The sequence below is a fragment of the Cupriavidus pampae genome, from assembly GCF_914271485.1.
Classification (GTDB): Bacteria; Pseudomonadota; Gammaproteobacteria; order Burkholderiales; family Burkholderiaceae; genus Cupriavidus; species Cupriavidus pampae.
Genome location: NZ_CAJZAG010000003.1, coordinates 384,762 through 402,832 on the forward strand (window position 1 = coordinate 384,762; position 18,071 = coordinate 402,832).

Consider the following 18,071-nt stretch of genomic DNA (forward strand, 5'->3'; position numbering starts at 1 on the left):
ATAGCGTGGCGCCAAAAAGAAAAAGCGCCCGAAGGCGCTTTTTCTCAGCTTAGGCGAGGGAAAGGCTCGCTGTGGGCGTTATTTTAGGCTTAGGTGCCAGCAGCAGCGCCAACCGGGCAGCTCGAGGGAGCGTACGAGTCGTTCCAGCCGCCGTTTGCACCCTTCGTCACGCCGCAGGTCCACGTACCCGTCCCAGCATCACGGGTCCACGTGATCGTCGCACCTTGCACGGCGTTGGCAGCGCTGCCGCCGAGCGTAGCAATGATCGTTGCATTGCCCGCGAGGACAACTGCGGGAACCTTGTTAGCGCCATCGATAAGGCTCGAAGCAGTACAGCCCAGATTACAGTCGCCATTGGCATTCGACTCGGGATATGCCAAAAACGCAACGGGGCGCTTGAATACATTTAAAGCGCCCCGAGCATCACTTAACCATAATCGATCAACGGACACCGCCGTCTCCCGTCGACGTGCAGACGCGCGGCAGATACTTCGACGCGGCCGACGAGCGGCACTCCCACTTCACCGAGCCCTTGTCGGCATCGAGCATCGTCAGCGTGATGTCCTTGCCCGCCAAGCCAGACGACACGCCCGAGTCCTTGAACGCCGCGACGATCGTGCAGCCGCCCGAAGCCCCGGCGGTGCCACCGACCTTCACGCTCTTGATGTAGTTGCCCGTGATATCCGTGTGCAGCGGAATTCCATCCATCGCCGCCACCGAGTTATCGGGACAACTGCCCCCGGACGAGTACGCCTCGGTCACGCCGACCTTCTGGCCTGACGCAAGGCTCATGCCCTCGGCGAACTGGGAGCGTGCGATGTAGTTCTGGTACTGAGGAATCGCGATACCCGCCAGGATCGCGATGATGGCGACGACGATCATCAGTTCAATCAGCGTGAAGCCGTGTTGGATGCGAAGGTTGCGTTGCATGGTTTGACCCTTTCAGATGTGTTGTTGGCAATGACGTCCCACACGGCATCGGTCGCAAAAAAGCCGCAAACCTCGCCCCGTGAAACGTGACACATCATCCCAATCGGACCCATCCGACCCGTTTGATCCAGCGCAAGCGCTATGAAACGGTCACACTCTGTCGCACTCCGCTGCATTTCCGCCGCATTTCCACTGAGGCACAACGCAAAAAGGGCGACCCCTAGGGTCGCCCTTCATGTTTTCGCAGCCAATGCAATGCGACGAATCTGATTCCTTACCAAGCTCCTTGGCGGACCGCTTCAGACTCCCGTTGACGCGCTCAGACTCGCCACAACAACAATCAACCTTAGGCCGTCTGCCGCTGGTTGCGCTTCTGCAGCAACTTGCCCAGCAATACCACGAACGCCGCGCCGGCAATGCCGAACACCAGATGCGCGTGCGGCACATTGGCTTCGAACCACAGGTGATCCACCGGATCGCTCACGAGCATTTCACCAGCCAGGTAGCCCAGCAGCGCCGCACCCAGCACGATGATGATCGGGAAGCGCTCCATCACCTTCAGCAGGATGGTGCTGCCGAACACGATCAGCGGAATCGACAGGCCCAGACCCACGATCAGCAGCATCAGCTGGCTGCCTTCGGGACCCTTCTGCGCGGCGGCGGCCACGGCCACCACGTTGTCCAGCGACATCACGAGGTCGGCGATCAGGATCGTGCGGATCGCGGCCCAGATGTTGTCCTTGCCCTCGTGACCATCTTCATCGTCTTCGCCAGTCAGCAGTTGCACGCCGATGTAGACCAGCAGCAGCGCACCGACGATCTTCAGGTACGGCAGGGTCAGCAGCTTGACGGCTGCGACGGTCAGCACCACCCGCATGATGATGGCGGCAGCGCTACCCCAGAAAATGGCCTTCTTCTGCTGCGCGGGCGGCAGGTTACGCGAGGCGAGCGCGATCACGACGGCGTTGTCGCCCGACAGGACGATATTGGTCAGGATGATCGAACCCAACGCGATCCAAAACGCACTGCTGGACAACAATTCCACGGCAAAGCTCCTCGATATTCTTTGTGCTGCTTAGTGATGAACTCATCGCCCGCTTCATGGCTGACTGCGGGCTTTCGGATGTCTGAATCTACAGACATGCAGGTTTATCGCACCAACCTTTCGATAAGGTTTCAAACCTGTAATGTTGGCCTCAGGAGATACCCTGAGATGCGGCGCACCAAAATGAACATTGCCCCCGGCATCCGCGCGGGGGCAATGGTTGCTACATGTACCACGTCTGCGGCGATCTTGCCGATCGCCGCGATGGCGCGGGAAATTACAGAATCGACTTCAGCAGGCGGCCCATTTCGGACGGGTTCTTCGTGACCTTGATGCCGCAGGCTTCCATGATTTCCAGCTTGGCTTGCGCGGTATCCGCACCGCCCGAGATCAGCGCGCCAGCATGGCCCATGCGCTTGCCCGGAGGCGCCGTCACACCAGCGATAAAGCCAACCACCGGCTTCTTCATGTTTTCCTTGATCCAGTAGGCGGCGTTCGCCTCGTCCGGACCACCGATTTCACCGATCATCACCACGGCGTCCGTATCCGGATCGTCGTTGAACATCTGCATCACGTCGATGTGCTTCAGACCGTTGATCGGATCGCCACCGATACCGACGGCCGACGACTGGCCCAGGCCCAGCGCGGTCAGCTGGCCCACGGCTTCGTACGTCAGCGTGCCCGAGCGCGACACCACGCCGATGCGGCCCTTGCGGTGGATGTGACCCGGCATGATGCCGATCTTGATTTCGTCCGGCGTGATCAGGCCCGGGCAGTTCGGTCCCAGCAGCAGGGTCTTCTTGCCTTGCTTGCGCATCTTGTCCTTGACTTCCATCATGTCGCGGACAGGAATGCCTTCGGTGATGCAGACCACGAGGTCCAGATCGGCGTCAACGGCTTCCCAGATTGCGGCGGCAGCGCCTGCGGGCGGCACGTAGATCACCGACACGGTGGCGCCGGTTTGGGCCTTCGCATCCTTCACGCTGGCGTAGATAGGAATGCCTTCGAAGTCTTCGCCGGCCTTCTTCGGGTTCACGCCAGCAACAAACGCGTTCTTGCCGTTCGCGTAGTCGCGGCAGCCACGGGTGTGGAACTGACCGGTCTTGCCGGTAATGCCCTGCGTGATGACCTTGGTATCTTTATTGATCAGAATCGACATGCTGTAATCCTTTGCGTAGTTGGGCGGACCGGCTTACTTGCCAGCGGCGGCGGCCACGACCTTCTGCGCGGCATCTTCCATCGCGTCGGCCGAGATGATGGGCAGACCCGAATCGGCCAGCAGCTTCTTGCCGATTTCTTCGTTGGTACCCTTCATGCGGACCACCAGCGGCACGGACAGCGACACAGCCTTCGAGGCCGCGATCACGCCTTCGGCGATCACGTCGCAACGCATGATGCCGCCGAAGATGTTGACCAGGATGGCCTTCAGGTTCGGGTTCTTCAGCATCAGCTTGAACGCTTCGGTCACCTTCTCGGTGGTGGCACCGCCGCCCACGTCGAGGAAGTTGGCCGGCTCGCCGCCGAACAGCTTGATGGTGTCCATGGTCGCCATGGCCAGACCAGCGCCGTTCACCAGGCAGCCGATGTTGCCGTCCAGCGAGATGTAGGCCAGATCGAACTTCGAAGCCTCGATTTCAGCAGCGTCTTCTTCATCCAGATCGCGGTAAGCCACGATTTCCGGATGACGGAACAGTGCGTTCGAGTCGAAGTTGAACTTGGCGTCCAGTGCGATCACCTTGCCGTCGCCGGTCAGGATCAGCGGGTTGATTTCAGCCAGCGAAGCGTCGGTGTCCCAGAACGCCTTGTACAGACCTTGCAGGGCCTGGCGCGCTTGCGCAACGCTCGCGTCGGGCACGCCGATCTTGCGGGCGATGTCGTCAGCGTCGGCATCCTTCAGGCCTTCGGCCGGATCGACGATCAGCGTGTGGATCTTCTCGGGGCTGTGGGCAGCCACTTCCTCGATGTCCATGCCGCCTTCGCTCGAGGCCATCAGCGCAACCTTCTGCGACACGCGGTCCACGACCAGGCTGACGTAGACTTCCTTCTTGATGTCGGCGCCTTCTTCGATCAGCAGGCGGTTGACCTTCTTGCCTTCCGGGCCGGTCTGGTGCGTGACCAGTTGCATGCCGAGAATGTTGCTGGCGTAGGTCTTGACGTCGTCAATGCTCTTGGCCACTTTCACGCCACCGCCCTTGCCGCGGCCACCAGCGTGGATCTGCGCCTTGACGACCCATACCGGGCCGCCGAGCTGCTCAGCAGCCTTCAGCGCTTCGTCAACCGAGAACGCGGGAATGCCGCGCGGGACCGGCACGTTGTATTTGCGCAGGAGTTCCTTGCCTTGATACTCATGGATATTCATGCGTGTTTCCTTTCGGGTAGGCGTAAAAGGGGGAAGAAGGAGAAATTCGTGGGAGACGAACAGCTCTCGCCTGTCGGCCGACCGTGACGGTCAGCCTGAGGTTCTGGGTTTCGGCTGGTAACCAAACCAGCGCGGGTAAAACTGCCGAACCACCTCGCCCTCGAAATGCAGCGCGTGGCAACCATGAAGCTGGTAAGGAGGTTCGGGATTCGAATCGTTGGCGCCGTCGTCGCGCGTGTTGAACACGTCGCCGGCAAAAGCTTGAATAGCAGTGGTCGGCAGCACACCGGCCAGTTCGGTCAGATGGGTGCAACCCTCCACGCTGCCGAGGCGCTCGCGCACCGCCTTGCGGAAGCCGCGCATCAGGTTCAGCCCGATGAGTTTGCGGTAGGCCGGGCCGATCGTGTCGCAGTGGGTCGGATATGGCACCCAGTCGGAAGAGGCCTCGGCGTCCACGATGTTCATGCGCAGGTCGATCGTCACGCGCAGCCACAGGTCGTGCAGCGGTTCGCCCTGGGCCCGCACCCCGCCACCCGCCAGCGGAATGTCGCGCGGCTTGGTGTCGGTGATCCGGGCCTCGATGTCCCACAGGCCGTCATCGCGCAGATACGCCTCGGCCGTGATGGCTCGACGGTGACGTAAGGCGCGATTGGCGGGCGGGGAGAGGGGCATGCTGCGAACGAATGCAGGGCGTTACGACTTTATTGGCTCGGTACGGCTATGGGCTGGCTACAACGGGGCGACGGCGCTGGCGGCCTGAAGCCGCGCGGCCGCCGAAGGCCGAAAAAACCCAAGGAGTTTAACATGCCGCGACGCTCCCACCGGGAACATCCTGCCAGACACACTGTCCGGCGCGAATTGTTGCGCGGTCATCGTCGTGAAACCCAATTGTGACAACGGTTTGCGGGCGACGGGTGTTTTTGGCGTTGCAGTGCGCCACGAAATAAATTCGGGCAAATACACCTGCTGTGCGCGCAGGTATACAACGGCAGCATGCGCGTTGTGGGCAGCATGTCAGACATCAGTCATCTAGGCGCGGCGGGGTGCCAGCGCACGAGTCGCCGCCTGCTATTCGAAGTCTTCCCCGTCTTCGGCACCACGAATCACCTTGCCGATCACCGCGCGTGAAAAGCCGCGCGCCATCATGAAGCGGATCTGCTTCGCACGCGCCTCCGCCGAGTCCGGCGCTTCGCCAAAACGCTTGCGCCACACTTCGCGCGCACGCTCGACCTCGGTCTCGCGCAGACGCTCCTGCAAATCCTGAATCTGCTCGCTGCCGAGCTTGTGGGTTTTCGCTTCCTGCAGTACGCGGGCCGCGCCGTAGCGGCTGGCGCGCCGATGCACGAGGCTATCGACGAAGCGCGTATTGGAGAGCCAGTTGTCGCGCTCGAGCGCGTCGAGCAGCGCGTCCACTTCCTCGGCGGATTCGGCATGTGGCGCCAGCTTGCGCGCCAGCTCCACACGGCTGTGCTCGCGCCGCGACAGATAGCCGATGGCGCGCGCCTTGAGGGAAAGCGGGGGACGGGTAATCATGGGGAACCCTCTCCCGCAGGGAGAGGGCAAAGCTAACCCTTAGTCAGCGATCTCGGCCGGTGCGGCCGGCTTGACGCCAGGGTTGGTCGCCACCACGCCAAGCGCGGCACGAACCTTGTTTTCGATTTCCTCGGCGATGTCGGGGTTCTCGCGCAGATATTCGCGCGCGTTGTCCTTGCCCTGACCGATCTTCTCGCCGTTGTAGCTGTACCACGCGCCCGACTTCTCGACGATCTTCGCGTCCACGCCGAGGTCGATGATCTCGCCCTGACGCGAAATGCCCTGACCGTAGAGGATGTCGAAGAACGCTTCGCGGAACGGCGGCGCCACCTTGTTCTTGACGACCTTGACCTTGGTCTCGTTGCCAATCACGTCGTCGCCCTTCTTGATCGAGCCGATCCGGCGAATGTCGAGGCGCACCGAGGCGTAGAACTTGAGCGCGTTACCGCCGGTGGTCGTTTCCGGCGAGCCGAACATCACACCGATCTTCATGCGGATCTGGTTGATGAAGATCACCAGGCAGTTGGTCCGCTTGATCGTGCCGGTCAGCTTGCGCAGCGCCTGGCTCATCAGACGAGCCTGCAGGCCCGGCAGCGAATCGCCCATCTCGCCCTCGATTTCGGCCTTCGGTACGAGTGCCGCGACCGAGTCGATCACGATCATGTCGATCGAGCCCGAGCGCACCAGCGCGTCGGCGATTTCCAGCGCCTGCTCGCCGGTGTCCGGCTGCGAAATCAGCAGGCTGCCGATGTCCACGCCGAGCTTGCTGGCGTAGCTGACGTCAAGCGCATGCTCCGCGTCGATAAACGCGCAGGTGCCGCCCAGCTTCTGCATTTCGGCCAGGGCCTGCAGCGTCAGCGTGGTCTTGCCCGACGATTCCGGGCCGTAGATCTCCACCACGCGGCCGCGCGGCAGGCCGCCGACGCCAAGCGCGATGTCCAGACCCAGCGAGCCCGTCGAGACGACCTGGATGTCCTGTTCGACATCGCCATCGCCGAGCCGCATGATCGAGCCCTTGCCGAACTGCTTCTCGATCTGCGACAGCGCGGCGGCAAGCGCCTTCTGCTTCTCCGCGCTCACGCCGGCGCCGGCCTTCTTGTCGTCCATGGTCGTCCTTCAGTCAATGGTGTATAAATAGGCCGCATGCGGCGCCGCACCCGATTTCTCCATGTTTTTGCACGGAAATCACGAGTTTGGCTGATTTTTTTGCCCGGGTATCACCCGGGCGCCGCCTCATGCGCCGCCTCAGTATCGGGCACCTGCGCAATGCCCTAGTGGCAGTGCGCGCGGAATGTCGGATACTGTATAAAAAAACAGTATGCTTGGCAAGCCCCAGCGAAGCCGGCAACAAGGGTGGAGACAAAACATGCGCATTCTGATCGCCGAAGATGACGACGTTCTGGCAGACGGGCTGACCCGCTCGCTGCGGCAGTCCGGCTATGCCGTCGATCATGTCAGTCATGGCGTGGAGGCCGATTCCGCGCTGTCCACCCAGCAATTCGACCTGTTGATCCTCGACCTCGGCCTGCCCCGCATGTCCGGCCTGGAGGTGCTCAAGCGCCTGCGCGCGCGCGGCGCGATGGTGCCGGTGCTGATCTTGACTGCCGCAGACAGCGTCGATGAGCGCGTCAAGGGCCTCGACCTCGGCGCCGACGACTACATGGCCAAGCCGTTCGCGCTCTCCGAACTGGAGGCGCGCGTGCGCGCGCTGGTACGCCGCGGCGCCGGCGGCGGTGCCACGCTCATGCGCCATGGCCCGCTCGCGTTCGACCAGGTCGGCCGCATCGCCTACCTCAACGAGCAACTGCTGGACCTGTCCGCGCGCGAGATCGGCCTGCTCGAGATCCTGCTCACGCGTAGCGGCCGGCTGGTCTCCAAAGAGCAGCTCGTCGACCATCTGTGCGAATGGGGTGAGGAAGTCAGCAATAACGCGATCGAGGTCTACGTGCACCGACTGCGCAAGAAGATCGAGGTGGGCGGCATCCGCATCGCCACGGTGCGCGGCCTCGGCTACTGCCTCGAGAAGTTCCAGCCGGCCATGGCCGCGCACGGCTGAGCCTGCGGCACCTACCCTTCGGAGACCGGTCGCGATGAGTCTGTTGTGGTTGCCGTTGCGACGTCTGGCCCGTCTGCACCCCTTTTCGCGTGGCTCACGTGCATCGCCGCGCGCGTCGGCCGCGGGCGCGGGCAGCGACCCCGCCGATCCCGCCGATCTCGCTCAAGCTGCCGAAGCCAGCGTCACCGACGAAGCGCTCGCTGAAGCGCTGCCCCACCTCGAAGAGAACACCGCGCATCCCGCGCCGCGCTCGCTGTTCGGGGAGATCCTCGACTGGATGCTCGCACCGCTGCTGCTGCTCTGGCCGATGAGCATCGCGGTGACGTACCTCGTGGCCAAGTCGATTGCGAATGGCCCGTTCGATCGCTCGCTCGAAGCCAGCGCGATCGTGCTGTCGCAGCAGGTGCGCGAGGTCAACGGCCGCGTTACGCTGCAACTGCCACTGTCGGCGCGCGAGATCCTGCGCGCCGACGAGACCGACAATATCTATTACCAGGTGGTGGGCAAGCGCGGCGAGTACGTGGCCGGCGATCACGACCTGCCGCTGCCATCCGAGGACGACCAGGCGCACGCGGGACTCGTCTCGCTGCGTGACGATCATGTCGGCGGCAACGACGTGCGCGTGGCGTATACCTACGTCGAACTCAAGAACGCGAGCGGCACGCAGCCCGTGCTCGTGCAGGTAGCGGAGACGCTGGACAAGCGCGCGCGACTGGCCAACGAAATCATCAAGGGCGTGATCCTGCCGCAGTTCGTGATCCTGCCGCTCGCGGTGGTGCTCGTATGGTTCGGCCTCACGCGCGGCCTGGCGCCGCTCACCGCGATTCAGCAGCGCATTCGCGCACGCAATCCTGGCGACACGAGTCCGATCGACGAGAGCGCGGCGCCGCAGGAAATCACGCCGCTCGTCGCGTCGTTCAACGATCTGCTCGCGCGGCTCGACCAGTCGGTGCAGACGCAGAAACGCTTTATCGCCGATGCCGCGCATCAGATGAAGACGCCGCTCGCGGGACTGCGCATGCAGGCCGAGCTCGCGCAGCGCGAGCAGTCGCCCGAGGAGTTACGTCGCTCGCTCGCACAGATCGCCGGCAGCTCGGAACGTACCGCGCATCTGGTCACGCAATTGCTGTCGCTCGCGCGCATGGAGAACCTCGCTGGCGTCGGCGGCATGGCGCCGCTCGATCTGGCCTCGCTGGTGCGCGATGTGGTCAAGGACTGGCTGCCACAGGCGTGGGCGCGACGCATCGACCTCGGTCTCGAACTGGGCATGGAGGGCGACGACCACGCGATAACGATCATCGGCAATCGCCTGATGCTGACCGAGATGCTCAACAACCTGCTCGACAACGCCATCCGCTACACGCCTGCCGAAGGACATGCCACCGTGCGCCTGAGCGTCGATGCGTTCGAGCCGTTCGTCTACCTCGACGTGGAGGACACCGGTCCCGGCATTCCGCCCACCGAGCGCGAGCGCGTGATGGAACGCTTCTACCGCGTGCTCGGCACCAATACCGAGGGCAGTGGGCTCGGCCTGGCCATCGTGCGCGAGATCGTGCAACAGCACGGCGGCGAGGTGTCGATCGGCGACCACGTGTGGCAGACCGAGCCGCGCCGCGCGGGCGCGCGCTTCCGCATTACGCTGCGCCGACCGGTCAGCGACGACGCCAGCGGCGGCGTGTTCGGCAGCGCTGGGGACGGTGGCGCATGAAACGCGCGTTTCCACCGGCCAACGCCGCCGAACACCGCGCGTGGCGGCGCAACGTACGCTGGATCGCGAGCCTGCTGGTGCTCTGGTTTTTGGTGACATTCGTCGTCAGCTGGTACGCGCGCGAACTGCGTTTCCCATTCTTCGGCTGGCCGTTCTCGTTCTGGGTTGGCGCGCAGGGCGCATTGATCGTCTACGTGTTGATGGCTGCGTTATACGCCTGGCGCATGAACCGCGCGGATCGGGCTGGAGACGACGACGGTGCCGCCGAAGCCAATCCGGTGGCCCCCGACGCTGGCCGGCAGGATTCACCGAGGCGCGATGCTGCATAGCATGATGCGCGCCACGCCATACCGCGCGCGGCAAGGCGTGTCGCCGGCCCGGCAGCGCAGCATGACGATTGGCGCGCCACCATGGCGCCGCACCCCGCGTGGGGCGCGCGAGAGCGCCTTCACCCGCTAGCGTATACCCCGACGGTTCCCGTCTATCCCTGTCAGAACTCAGTAAGTTTCGCCTCCCACAATCGTTTGCAACTTCGGTGCGGGAGTCCGCGCGCGCGCGCAGCGTGCCGTGCGAGGGGACCGGAGATCCCAACGTAGAGGAGACAAGAAAATGGCTAACGGGCAGAATGTAGCGGTGCCGGGGGGCGGCGCCAGCAGCGCGCCGATGACGCGCGAGGAGAGAAAGGTCATTCTGGCCTCCTCGCTCGGCACGGTATTCGAGTGGTACGACTTTTATCTATACGGTTCGCTGGCGGCGGTCATCGCCAAGCAGTTCTTCGCGGGCCTCGATCCGACTTCCGCATTCATCTTCGCGCTGCTCGCGTTCGCCGCCGGCTTTATCGTGCGACCGTTCGGCGCGCTGGTGTTCGGCCGCCTCGGCGACATGATCGGCCGCAAGTACACGTTCCTGGTGACCATCCTCATCATGGGCGTGTCGACATTCATTGTGGGTCTGTTGCCAAGCTACGCGACCATCGGCTGGGCCGCTCCGATCATCCTGATTCTGCTGCGCATGCTGCAGGGCCTCGCGCTCGGCGGCGAGTACGGTGGTGCCGCCACATATGTGGCCGAGCACGCGCCGCACGGCAAGCGCGGCGCGTACACCGCGTGGATCCAGACCACCGCGACGCTGGGTCTGTTCCTGTCGCTGATCGTGATTCTGCTGTGCCGCGAACTCACCGGCCCGAACTTCGAAGTCTGGGGCTGGCGTATCCCGTTCCTGCTCTCGATCCTGCTGCTGGCCATGTCCGTGTACATCCGCCTGTCGATGAGCGAATCGCCGGCGTTCCAGCGCATGAAGGCCGAAGGCAAAACCTCCAAGGCACCGCTGACCGAGTCGTTCGCCCAATGGCGCAACCTGAAGATCGTGATCCTGGCGCTGATTGGCCTGACCGCCGGGCAGGCCGTGGTCTGGTACTCGGGTCAGTTCTACTCGCTGTTCTTCCTCACGCAGGTGCTGAAGGTCGATGCGAAGACCGCCAACCTGCTGATCGCGGGCGCGCTCGTCATCGGCACGCCGTTCTTCATCTTCTTCGGCTCGCTGTCGGACAAGATCGGCCGCAAGTGGATCATCATGGCGGGCTGCGCGCTGGCCGTGCTGACGTACTTCCCGATCTTCAAGGGTCTGACGCACTACGCCAACCCGGCGCTCGAGCGCGCGCAGCAGACCGCGCAGATCGTGGTGTCGGCCGACCCGAAGACCTGCTCGTTCCAGGGCAGCCCGATCGCCCGCGAGATCGACTTCCGCAGCTCGTGCGACATCGTCAAGCGTACGCTGGCACAAGCCTCGGCCAGCTATGAGGTGGTGCAAGCCCCGCCGGGCACGATCGCTACGGTGAAGATCGGTGACAAGGAGATCAAGTCGCTGGACGCGACCGTGGTCGGTGGTCACAGCTTCGACGACGCCAGCAAGAAGCAGATCGCGGCGTTCAAGAAGGACGTGTCCGAGTCGATGGCCGCCGCCGGCTACCCGCTCAAGGCCGATCCCGCGCAGATGAACACCATCATGGTGCTCGTGCTGCTGGTGATCCTGGTGATCTACGTGACGATGGTGTACGGCCCGATCGCGGCGATGCTGGTGGAAATGTTCCCGACCCGCATCCGCTATACGTCGATGTCGCTGCCCTACCATATCGGTAACGGCTGGTTCGGTGGCCTGCTGCCAACGATCTCGTTCGCGCTGGTGGCACAGAACGGCAACATCTACTACGGCCTCTGGTACCCGATCATCATCGCCGCCATGACGTTCGTGATCGGCGCGCTGTTTATCCGCGAAACCAAGGACGTGGACATCTACGCCAACGATTGATGGAAAGATAGCGAAGGGGTGTTGACAGACCGCAATCCGTAGGTATAATTGCGGTCTTCGTTGGCGAATTAGCTCAGTTGGTTAGAGCGACGGAATCATAATCCGCAGGTCCGGGGTTCGAGTCCCTGATTCGCCACCACTTCTTCAAGTCTTTGTCCCCGCTGCAGCAAGGTGGGATCGGCAAGGATGCAGTACATTAATGCCCTGTCGAGATCGATGCTCGACGGGGCATTATTCTTTTCTGGGCACCGTCACTGTTTGCGCCCCAACCAGCCATGCAAGCATCAGTCCCGAATCGCTCAGCATGCGCAGATCCGCCGCATTCGCGTCGTATTCCCCGTTCACCCGCGCAATCTGGTTGTTGTAGTAGTCGCTCTCCGCGATCAGCACGTCCAGCAGCGTACGCTTGCCCAGGTGGTACCACTGATCGAAGAATGCCCGGCGCACCCGGTCGGTCTCGACGATCAGCGCCGCATACTGCGTCGCGCGCGTCTGGGCGGCGTCCCGCTGCTCGGCGCTGGTCCGCAGGCGCGACTCCAGGTCGCGCTGGACGCTCTGAGCGCGCTGCTCGCCGGCCCGCGCACGCTCCCGCGCCGCCTGCTCGGCGGCACGCGCCGAGCCGCCCTGGAACGCGTTCCACTGCACGCCCACGCTCGTCATCCAAGGCAGCGTCCGACCCAGACTGTCGGGCTGGCTCGACTTGGAGACGAGCCAGTTGATCTGCGGCCACCGGCTCGCGCGCACGGAGTCCGCCTGAAAGCCCGCCGCGCTGGCCTCGGCCCGGCTCTGCAGCAGCGCTGGATGCGACTGCGCGGCGTCCAGCGCGGCCGCCAGCGCGATGTCCTCCGATTGCCATCGGAGCTTCGCGGGCAATTCCACTTCCTCGCCCACCAGCTTGTACAGGGCCACCTCGGCCTCCCGCGTCCGGGCAATGACCTGGTCGCGGCTGCTCAACGCCTGCAGCAGCCGCGCGCGCGCCTGCGTCAGCTCGCTGCGGCGCCCCGCATCGGCCAACACGATCTGGCTGAGCATGGTCACGAGGCTGGCCATCTGTTTGACGTAGCCTTGGGTGTGGCCGAGCGCGGCGCGGTTTCGCAGCAGCTCCAGCACCGCGAGACTCGTGTCGAACGAGATCTTCTGCCTCGATTGCTCGAGTTCCTGGAAGGCGGCCTTGGACGTTTCGCTCCGGCTGTCCACGGTGCGCGCGATACGACCCCAGTCGATCAGCGGCGTGGTGACCTGCACCGTGCCATAACCCCTGTTGGAGACGTCGGTGCGGTTGCCGCCGCCGAACTGGGCGGATGGCGAGTTGGCCCCGAGTTGCACCTGCGGCCATCGCTGCCCTTTCGCCTGCCCGATGTCGAACTCCGCGGCCTGCCATTTGGCCATGGCCTCCCGTACCTCCGGGCTCAGCATGAGCGCCTTGTCGACCATCTCGGCCAGGTAAGGACGGAAGGCCGTCGCGGCGGCATCCGGCACGGCGACGATGATGCGCGATGCGGGCACCGCCATGTCGATGGCCTGCGTCGCGACGTCGGCCGACGGCTGCGCGCGGACCGGCGGCACGGCCATGAACAGCGTCATGGCATCGATCACGACGAACGGGCACACAAGCTTGCTGGCGATTGCAGTCATGGCGTGGCTTCCTGTCAGCGCTCCCGGAACGCTTCCCGGGACTTGAGCACCGGCTTGAGCAGGAAGCTGAGAATCGTCTTCTCGCCCGTGCGGATCTCCACCGTCGCCGTCATGCCGGGAATGATCGGGAACGTCTTGCCGCCCGCGCTCAGATACGCCTTGTCGGTGCGCACCAGCACGCGGTAGTAGGACGATTCCGCCTGCCCGATGCGGGAACGTTCTTCGTCCTTGATCGTGTCGGGGCTGATATGTTCGACGGTCCCCCGCAAGCCGCCGTAGATGGAGAAGTCGTAGGCCGAGATCTTTACCGTCGCGGCCAGTCCGGGCCGCACGAATGCGACGTCCGCGGGCTTGATCCGTGCCTCGACGAGCAGCTGGTCGTTCAGCGGGACGATCTCCATGATGTCGCCGCCCTGCTGGATCACGCCGCCGATCGTCGTGACGCGGATGTTCTTGACGGTGCCCTTGACGGGCGCGCGGAGCGTGGTTCGGCGCATCACATCCTCGCGCGCGCCCGCGTTCTCCCGGGCCTGCGCCAGCTCACCCTCCACGCGCGTCAGGTCCGCATTGGCGTCCGCGCGAAACTTGTTCTGCCGCTCCGCCATCTGCAGGCGGAACTCGTTGGCCTGGCGCTTCATGCGCAGGATCTCCACCTCCGAGACGAGGCCGCGCGCGGACAGCGGTTCCGACAGCGCGATCTCCCGCTCGGCCAGGCTCAGGCTGCGCTGCAGCGCGGTCACGCTCTCCTGCAGGGCCTGCCGGCGCGCGTTGTAGGCCTGCGTTTCGTCGCGCACGATCGACGCCACCGACTGCACGTCCTCGGAGAACACCAGCGGCGCCTGATATGCCTCCGCGCGCAGCCGCGCGGCGGCGGCCTTCAGTGCCAGCACCTTCGACATCCCCTCCCGGTACGCGGCGCCCGCGCGCGTCGGATCGATCTCCAGCAGCACCTGCCCGCGCTGGACGATATCGCCCTCGCGCACCGACAGCGACTCCAGGATTCCGCCCTCGAGGCTCTGGATGATCTGCTCGCGGCTGGCGGGAATGACCTTGCCCTCCCCCGTGGTGATCTCCTCCACATCGGAGACCGCCGCCCAGCCCAACCCCGCGAGCAGGACCGCGCCGATCAGGAACAGCACCAGCAGGCTGCCTTCCGGCCGCTGGACGAGCATCGCCTCCCGCAGCTCGCGCATGTAGGCGAGGTCTTCACCGCGGACCACACCGGTCGGCCCCGGACGGCGCGCGTCCTTTGGGCGGCCTGAGTCGGATCTGACGGGGTCCATGTCGTGCCTCGCCCGCGGATGCGCCTACGCCGCGCCCCGCGCGGGCGGCGCCGGTGCATGGCCTTGAACGGGCAGCGCGACGATGCCGAGCTCTCTCAGCACGGCGTCCTTGGGGCCGTCCAGATGCACGCGTCCTTCGTTCAGGACAACGACACGCTCCACCAGATTGAGCACGGACAGCCGATGCGTGGCCACTACCAGCGTCTGACCCTTCGATGCCGCCGATAGCCGATGCAGGAAATGCAGCTCCGTCTGCAGATCCATCGAGCTCGTGGGTTCATCCATCAGCAGGATGCGCGGCTCGAGCAACAGGCAGCGTGCCAGCGCCACGAGTTGACGCTGTCCGCCCGACAGCCCTTCGCCCATCTCGCCGACAGGCATGTCGAAGCCGCGGGGATGATGCGCGGCAATCTGATCGACGCCCGTCAGCCGCGCGACCTCGAGGAACCGCTCGGTGCCGCAGGACGGATTGCCGATCATGACGTTGTCGCGCAGCGTGCCGTGGAAGAGCCGTGCGTCCTGTGAGAGCAGCCCCACCGCCGCCCGCACATCGGCGGGATCGATCTGCCCGGCGTCGATGTCGTCGAACAGCAGCTGGCCGTCCTGCGCCCGGAAGAGGGCCGCCATGACGCGCAAGAGCGTGGATTTTCCGCTGCCGATATTGCCGAGCACGGCCACGCGTTCCCCCGCGCCGATGTGCAGCGAGATATCCTGCAGCACGCGCGGCGCGGTCTGCCCCGGCGGCACCGGATAGGCGAATCCGATCCCCTTCAGTTCGATGTCGCCCGTAAAATGCTGCCGCGCCAGATACCGCCGGCCCGGTACGCGATCCACCGGCAGCGCCACCAGCCGGTTCAGCGACCGGAGCGCGGCGCGCGCCTGCTGGAACCGCACGGCGAGGCCCACGACCGCCGCGAGCGGCGATACCGCGCGGCTGGCGAGGATGACCGAGCCGATCAGCGCGCCCGTGCTCAGTGCGCCATCGTGGATCAGGTACACCCCCCACACCACGATGATCACCGTCTGCATCTGCTGCATCCACGTCACGAAGTTGATGGCCAGGCTCGACATCGCCCGCGACTTCATCGCGCTCGCGGCCGTCAGCGCGCTGAAGTTCTCCCACTTCATCTGCATGACGCCCTCGCCGTGCACGGCCTTCAGCGATTCCATGCCCTCCACGACCTCGATCAGCAACCCCTGCTTGAGCGAGGCTTCGCGCAGGTTCTCCTGCATCGTTCGTGCAAGCGGCCCCTGGATGGCAATGCTCACGATGATGATGATCGGGATCGATGCCACCAGCACGAGCGACAGCGGGCCACCGATCACGGCGATGATGGCCACGAAGGCGATGCAGAAGGGCAGGTCGGAAATCGTGGTCAGCGTGGCGGAACTGACGAAGTCACGCACCGATTCGAACTCGCGCAGCTGGTTCGCGAACGCGCCGGCCGATGGGGGCCGGTACTCCATGCATGTGGCCATGACCTTGCGGAACAACAGTGTCCCCAGCACGAGATCGGCCTTCTTGCCCGCCACATCGACGAGATGCGCGCGCACATGCCGGGCGACGAATTCGAACAGCATGGCGAGCATGACGCCGATCGCGAGCGACCACAGCGTGACGTAGGCCTGGTTCGGAATCACGCGGTCATACGCGTTCATCGTGAAGAACGTACTGGCCAGCGTCAGCACGTTGATCAGGATCGCGCCCAGCGCGGCGCTCGTGTAATAGCGCCGATAGTGCCAGACCGTCCCGAACAGCCAGTGTCCGTCCTGCTCGGGCAGCGGCTCGCCGGCGCGGTCGTCCAGCTGCGGCCGCGGCTTGATCAGCAGCGCATAGCCCGAGTACATGTCCGCGAGTTCTTTCGCGGTGAGCACCGTGACGCGCCCGACGAGTTCCATGAACACGACTTCGTAAAGGGCTGCCGGCCCTTCGCCGCGCCGTATCGTCACCACGCAGACGCGGCCGTTCCGGCACTGCAGGACCACGGGAAACAGATATGACGAGAGTTCGGCCAGATCGCGATGCGCCCACGCGGAACTGATGCCCACCTGCTCGAGAATACGAACGGCCAGCGGCGGGGACAGCCACGCGCCGCGCGGCAGCCCCGTCCGCAGTGCGGCCTCGCTGACGTTGAGTCCGTAGTACACGCAGACCCAGCGCACTGCCTCGAGGAGCGTGTCACAGGGTGCGTCCGCCGGCCCCGGGGTCATCACGGGGTCCTGCCTCGCATGCATGGTCATGATCGGCGCCCAGTCATCGCGCGCTCAGTCCGATCCGGCGATACGCACCTCGACGCGTCGGTTGGGCGTATTGCAGTCGATGCGCGACGACGACGGACCGCTCCCTGGGCACTTCACCGATGGCTCCGAGCTGCCCGCCGCAGTGATCGTGATCAGCCTCGCCGACAGACCGGCGGATATCAGCATCTGACGCACCGTCCGCGCGCGCGCGGCGGAGAGCGATCGATTGACCGCCTCGGTGCCGATCCTGTCGGCGTGACCCCTTACCAGAACCTGTCCGACGCCGGAAGAATCGTCGGCCAGCCGCGCGACCAGGTCGCGCAATGCCGCCTGCCCCGCCGAATCGATGGCCGCCGCATCCGATCGCGCGAAGCCGAAATGCACCTCGACACCGACGACGGGCGGCAGCGACGCCACGACGATACCCGCTTCGCAAGGTACCACCGCGCTCGCGCGGCTGATGACGCGGCGCTGCGCGAGAGTACCCTCGAGCCGTGCCTCGGCCTCCGCGCGCGAGTACGCCCGCGCATGCCCGCCCTCGCCTTCCTGCACGCCGGCAAAGTACGTCTGCCCGCCCCGCAGATCCACGTGCGCGCCTGGCTGCGACTTGCCCGAGTAAGTCGGTGCATCGTCGAGGATCGACTCGATGGTGTGCCGGCCCGGCGCGACGCAGAATCGCGTGAAGCCGTTGGGCATCAGCGCGGCATGAAACTTGCCGTCGATATAGATATGGGCGGGTTCGGTCCTGGTGATGGCGGAGGTGGATGGCGGGCGGAAGATGACGATCTGGGCCTGGGTGGTGATGGGGGGTGGCGCCGAGGCATACAGCCCATCGCCGGCATCTGGAGCGACGCTCGCCTGTGCCCACGCGGGCGCGGGAACCATGAGACGACAGGCTAGCAGCAGCCCCACAACCTCAGGCAATGACCGAGTGAGCGTCACCATGAGCCATGACATCTGTTTCTCCTTGCTCG

Annotated in this window: 17 protein-coding genes and 1 tRNA gene; 6 read left to right on the forward strand and 12 right to left on the reverse strand. The window is 64.7% G+C overall.

All coding sequences use genetic code 11. The features are described from left to right. Positions 1-89 precede the first annotated feature (89 nt). From LDO41_RS34340 to recA, 8 genes are all read right to left on the reverse strand, one after another. On the reverse strand, positions 90-452 hold the full coding sequence (locus tag LDO41_RS34340) for a pilin (RefSeq protein ID WP_223985454.1): 363 nt from the start codon (positions 450-452) through the stop codon (positions 90-92). Further along, entirely contained in the window at positions 442-930 is a 489-nt protein-coding gene (locus LDO41_RS09445) for a pilin (protein WP_223985456.1), read from the reverse strand. Before LDO41_RS09445 ends, LDO41_RS34340 begins: the two co-directional genes overlap by 11 nt. A 346-nt stretch (positions 931-1,276) precedes the next feature. Beyond that, positions 1,277-1,975 (reverse strand): TerC family protein, encoded by a 699-nt coding sequence (locus tag LDO41_RS09450; protein WP_223985458.1) that lies wholly within the window; start codon positions 1,973-1,975, stop codon positions 1,277-1,279. Positions 1,976-2,252: 277 nt separating this feature from the next. Beyond that, the gene (sucD, locus tag LDO41_RS09455; RefSeq protein ID WP_223985460.1) at positions 2,253-3,134 is read right to left on the reverse strand and encodes a succinate--CoA ligase subunit alpha; all 882 of its coding nucleotides are present in this window, start codon (positions 3,132-3,134) and stop codon (positions 2,253-2,255) included. A gap of 33 nt (positions 3,135-3,167) precedes the next feature. Next, the gene (gene sucC, locus LDO41_RS09460) at positions 3,168-4,334 is read right to left on the reverse strand and encodes an ADP-forming succinate--CoA ligase subunit beta (RefSeq protein WP_223985462.1); all 1,167 of its coding nucleotides are present in this window, start codon (positions 4,332-4,334) and stop codon (positions 3,168-3,170) included. A 90-nt stretch (positions 4,335-4,424) separates the two neighbouring features. Next, complete coding sequence (locus LDO41_RS09465; RefSeq protein ID WP_223985464.1) at positions 4,425-5,006, reverse strand: DUF2889 domain-containing protein; 582 nt, start codon at positions 5,004-5,006, stop codon at positions 4,425-4,427. Positions 5,007-5,402: 396 nt separating this feature from the next. Further along, entirely contained in the window at positions 5,403-5,867 is a 465-nt protein-coding gene (gene recX, locus LDO41_RS09470) for a recombination regulator RecX (RefSeq protein WP_223985473.1), read from the reverse strand. Between the two features lie 39 nt (positions 5,868-5,906). Next, on the reverse strand, positions 5,907-6,974 hold the full coding sequence (recA, locus tag LDO41_RS09475; RefSeq protein ID WP_223985476.1) for a recombinase RecA: 1,068 nt from the start codon (positions 6,972-6,974) through the stop codon (positions 5,907-5,909). 259 nt (positions 6,975-7,233) lie between these two features. Here recA and LDO41_RS09480 point away from each other — a divergent pair, with 259 nt between their 5' ends. The 6 genes from LDO41_RS09480 (at position 7,234) to LDO41_RS09505 (ending at position 12,077) form a co-directional block, all read left to right on the forward strand. Then, positions 7,234-7,923 carry a response regulator gene (locus LDO41_RS09480; RefSeq protein ID WP_223985480.1) on the forward strand — a complete coding sequence of 230 codons (690 nt, stop codon included), beginning with the start codon at positions 7,234-7,236 and terminating at the stop codon, positions 7,921-7,923. A gap of 34 nt (positions 7,924-7,957) precedes the next feature. Then, complete coding sequence (locus LDO41_RS09485; RefSeq protein ID WP_223985481.1) at positions 7,958-9,631, forward strand: sensor histidine kinase; 1,674 nt, start codon at positions 7,958-7,960, stop codon at positions 9,629-9,631. Then, on the forward strand, positions 9,628-9,960 hold the full coding sequence (locus LDO41_RS09490) for a DUF4212 domain-containing protein (protein ID WP_223985482.1): 333 nt from the start codon (positions 9,628-9,630) through the stop codon (positions 9,958-9,960). The genes LDO41_RS09485 and LDO41_RS09490 overlap by 4 nt, the downstream gene beginning before the upstream one ends. Continuing rightward, entirely contained in the window at positions 9,950-10,090 is a 141-nt protein-coding gene (locus LDO41_RS09495; RefSeq protein ID WP_223985483.1) for a hypothetical protein, read from the forward strand. The genes LDO41_RS09490 and LDO41_RS09495 overlap by 11 nt, the downstream gene beginning before the upstream one ends. A 150-nt stretch (positions 10,091-10,240) precedes the next feature. After that, complete coding sequence (locus LDO41_RS09500; RefSeq protein ID WP_223985484.1) at positions 10,241-11,938, forward strand: MFS transporter; 1,698 nt, start codon at positions 10,241-10,243, stop codon at positions 11,936-11,938. 62 nt (positions 11,939-12,000) lie between these two features. After that, positions 12,001-12,077 (forward strand) — tRNA-Met (locus LDO41_RS09505). Positions 12,078-12,169: 92 nt separating this feature from the next. On the opposite strand, the gene LDO41_RS09510 is transcribed toward LDO41_RS09505, so the two are convergent. From LDO41_RS09510 to LDO41_RS09525, 4 genes are read right to left on the reverse strand one after another with little or no spacing between them, the layout of a single operon-like run. Next, positions 12,170-13,573 carry a TolC family protein gene (locus LDO41_RS09510; RefSeq protein ID WP_223985485.1) on the reverse strand — a complete coding sequence of 468 codons (1,404 nt, stop codon included), beginning with the start codon at positions 13,571-13,573 and terminating at the stop codon, positions 12,170-12,172. A 14-nt stretch (positions 13,574-13,587) separates the two neighbouring features. Beyond that, positions 13,588-14,856, reverse strand: coding sequence for an HlyD family type I secretion periplasmic adaptor subunit (locus LDO41_RS09515; RefSeq protein WP_223985486.1), 1,269 nt, complete (start codon positions 14,854-14,856; stop codon positions 13,588-13,590). A 24-nt stretch (positions 14,857-14,880) separates the two neighbouring features. After that, a complete protein-coding gene (locus LDO41_RS09520; protein ID WP_223985489.1) occupies positions 14,881-17,097 on the reverse strand; it encodes a type I secretion system permease/ATPase in 2,217 nt (738 codons plus the stop codon). 24 nt (positions 17,098-17,121) lie between these two features. Continuing rightward, positions 17,122-18,054 (reverse strand): OmpA family protein, encoded by a 933-nt coding sequence (locus tag LDO41_RS09525; protein WP_223985504.1) that lies wholly within the window; start codon positions 18,052-18,054, stop codon positions 17,122-17,124. Positions 18,055-18,071: the final 17 nt, after the last annotated feature.

Bases quoted from the DNA above. Each gene is read 5' to 3' on its own strand.
- LDO41_RS09490 (WP_223985482.1), top strand. From the start codon at position 9,628: ATGAAACGCGCGTTTCCACCGGCCAACGCCGCCGAACACCGCGCGTGG.
- LDO41_RS09500 (WP_223985484.1), top strand. From the start codon at position 10,241: ATGGCTAACGGGCAGAATGTAGCGGTGCCGGGGGGCGGCGCCAGCAGC.
- LDO41_RS09520 (WP_223985489.1), bottom strand. From the start codon at position 17,097: ATGACCATGCATGCGAGGCAGGACCCCGTGATGACCCCGGGGCCGGCG.
- recA (WP_223985476.1), bottom strand. From the start codon at position 6,974: ATGGACGACAAGAAGGCCGGCGCCGGCGTGAGCGCGGAGAAGCAGAAG.
- LDO41_RS09465 (WP_223985464.1), bottom strand. From the start codon at position 5,006: ATGCCCCTCTCCCCGCCCGCCAATCGCGCCTTACGTCACCGTCGAGCC.
- LDO41_RS09445 (WP_223985456.1), bottom strand. From the start codon at position 930: ATGCAACGCAACCTTCGCATCCAACACGGCTTCACGCTGATTGAACTG.
- LDO41_RS09485 (WP_223985481.1), top strand. From the start codon at position 7,958: ATGAGTCTGTTGTGGTTGCCGTTGCGACGTCTGGCCCGTCTGCACCCC.
- sucD (WP_223985460.1), bottom strand. From the start codon at position 3,134: ATGTCGATTCTGATCAATAAAGATACCAAGGTCATCACGCAGGGCATT.
- sucC (WP_223985462.1), bottom strand. From the start codon at position 4,334: ATGAATATCCATGAGTATCAAGGCAAGGAACTCCTGCGCAAATACAAC.
- LDO41_RS09515 (WP_223985486.1), bottom strand. From the start codon at position 14,856: ATGGACCCCGTCAGATCCGACTCAGGCCGCCCAAAGGACGCGCGCCGT.
- LDO41_RS09510 (WP_223985485.1), bottom strand. From the start codon at position 13,573: ATGACTGCAATCGCCAGCAAGCTTGTGTGCCCGTTCGTCGTGATCGAT.
- LDO41_RS09495 (WP_223985483.1), top strand. From the start codon at position 9,950: ATGCTGCATAGCATGATGCGCGCCACGCCATACCGCGCGCGGCAAGGC.
- LDO41_RS09480 (WP_223985480.1), top strand. From the start codon at position 7,234: ATGCGCATTCTGATCGCCGAAGATGACGACGTTCTGGCAGACGGGCTG.
- LDO41_RS09525 (WP_223985504.1), bottom strand. From the start codon at position 18,054: ATGTCATGGCTCATGGTGACGCTCACTCGGTCATTGCCTGAGGTTGTG.
- recX (WP_223985473.1), bottom strand. From the start codon at position 5,867: ATGATTACCCGTCCCCCGCTTTCCCTCAAGGCGCGCGCCATCGGCTAT.